This window comes from Streptomyces chlorus (assembly GCF_042655885.1).
GTDB classification, from domain to species: Bacteria; Actinomycetota; Actinomycetes; order Streptomycetales; family Streptomycetaceae; genus Streptomyces; species Streptomyces chlorus.
Genome location: NZ_JBHSOA010000151.1, coordinates 1 through 1,911 on the forward strand (window position 1 = coordinate 1; position 1,911 = coordinate 1,911).

Here is a 1,911-nt window from a genome sequence, read left to right on the forward strand (position 1 = left end):
GGCTTTTCTCGACAGCATAGGATCATCCACTTCGCCGCAATCGGCTCGGCATCGGGTCTCACCCACATGCCATCCGGATTTACCTGGATGACGGGCTACACCCTTACCCCGGGACTACCACCGCCCGGGCTGGACTACCTTCCTGCGTCACCCCATCGCTCACCTACTACGGGTCTGGTCCGTCGGCTCCACCACTTTCCTTTCCCCGAAGGGTCCGGAACGGCTTCACGGACTTAGCATCGCCCGATTCAATGTCTGGCGCTTCACAGCGGGTACCGGAATATCAACCGGTTATCCATCGACTACGCCTGTCGGCCTCGCCTTAGGTCCCGACTTACCCTGGGCAGATCAGCTTGACCCAGGAACCCTTAGTCAATCGGCGCACACGTTTCTCACGTGTGTATCGCTACTCATGCCTGCATTCTCACTCGTCAACCGTCCACAACTCGCTTCCGCGGCTGCTTCACCCGGCAGACGACGCTCCCCTACCCATCACAGCGGGCGTTGGCCCCATGTGCTGCAATGACACGACTTCGGCGGTACGCTTGAGCCCCGCTACATTGTCGGCGCGGAATCACTAGACCAGTGAGCTATTACGCACTCTTTCAAGGGTGGCTGCTTCTAAGCCAACCTCCTGGTTGTCTGTGCGACTCCACATCCTTTCCCACTTAGCGTACGCTTGGGGGCCTTAGTCGATGCTCTGGGCTGTTTCCCTCTCGACCATGGAGCTTATCCCCCACAGTCTCACTGCCGTGCTCTCACTTACCGGCATTCGGAGTTTGGCTAAGGTCAGTAACCCGGTAGGGCCCATCGCCTATCCAGTGCTCTACCTCCGGCAAGAAACACACGACGCTGCACCTAAATGCATTTCGGGGAGAACCAGCTATCACGGAGTTTGATTGGCCTTTCACCCCTAACCACAGGTCATCCCCCAGGTTTTCAACCCTGGTGGGTTCGGTCCTCCACGAAGTCTTACCTCCGCTTCAACCTGCCCATGGCTAGATCACTCCGCTTCGGGTCTTGGGCATGCTACTGGATCGCCCTGTTCGGACTCGCTTTCGCTACGGCTTCCCCACACGGGTTAACCTCGCAACACACCGCAAACTCGCAGGCTCATTCTTCAAAAGGCACGCAGTCACGACGTTGAATGACAAGCATTCAACGCGACGCTCCCACGGCTTGTAGGCACACGGTTTCAGGTACTATTTCACTCCGCTCCCGCGGTACTTTTCACCATTCCCTCACGGTACTATCCGCTATCGGTCACCAGGGAATATTTAGGCTTGGCGGGTGGTCCCGCCGGATTCACACGGGATTTCTCGGGCCCCGTGCTACTTGGGTGTCTCTCAAACGAGCCGTTGACGTTTCGGCTACGGGGGTCTTACCCTCTGCGCCGGACCTTTCGCATGTCCTTCGCCTACATCAACGGTTTCTGACTCGTCTCATGGCCGGCAGACCATGAAAGAGAGATCCCACAACCCCGTAGGCGCAACCCCTGCCGGGTCTCACACGCCTACGGTTTGGCCTCATCCGGTTTCGCTCGCCACTACTCCCGGAATCACGGTTGTTTTCTCTTCCTGCGGGTACTGAGATGTTTCACTTCCCCGCGTTCCCTCCGCATACCCTATGTGTTCAGGTATGGGTGACAGCCCATGACGACTGCCGGGTTTCCCCATTCGGAAACCCCCGGATCAAAGCCTGGTTGACGGCTCCCCGGGGACTATCGTGGCCTCCCACGTCCTTCATCGGTTCCTGGTGCCAAGGCATCCACCGTGCGCCCTTAAAAACTTGGCCACAGATGCTCGCGTCCACTGTGCAGTTCTCAAACAACGACCAACCACCCATCACCCCCGGCAGTAACCGGAGTTCACTGGGGTCGGCACCGAGAGACGGACCTTGCGGCCGTGCCCT

At 58.5% G+C, this 1,911-nt stretch carries 1 rRNA gene; it reads right to left on the reverse strand.

Features of this window, described 5'->3' with window-relative positions:
• Positions 1-1,794: ribosomal RNA gene (locus ACFPZI_RS37060) — 23S ribosomal RNA — on the reverse strand; the annotation flags it as partial.
• Positions 1,795-1,911: the final 117 nt, after the last annotated feature.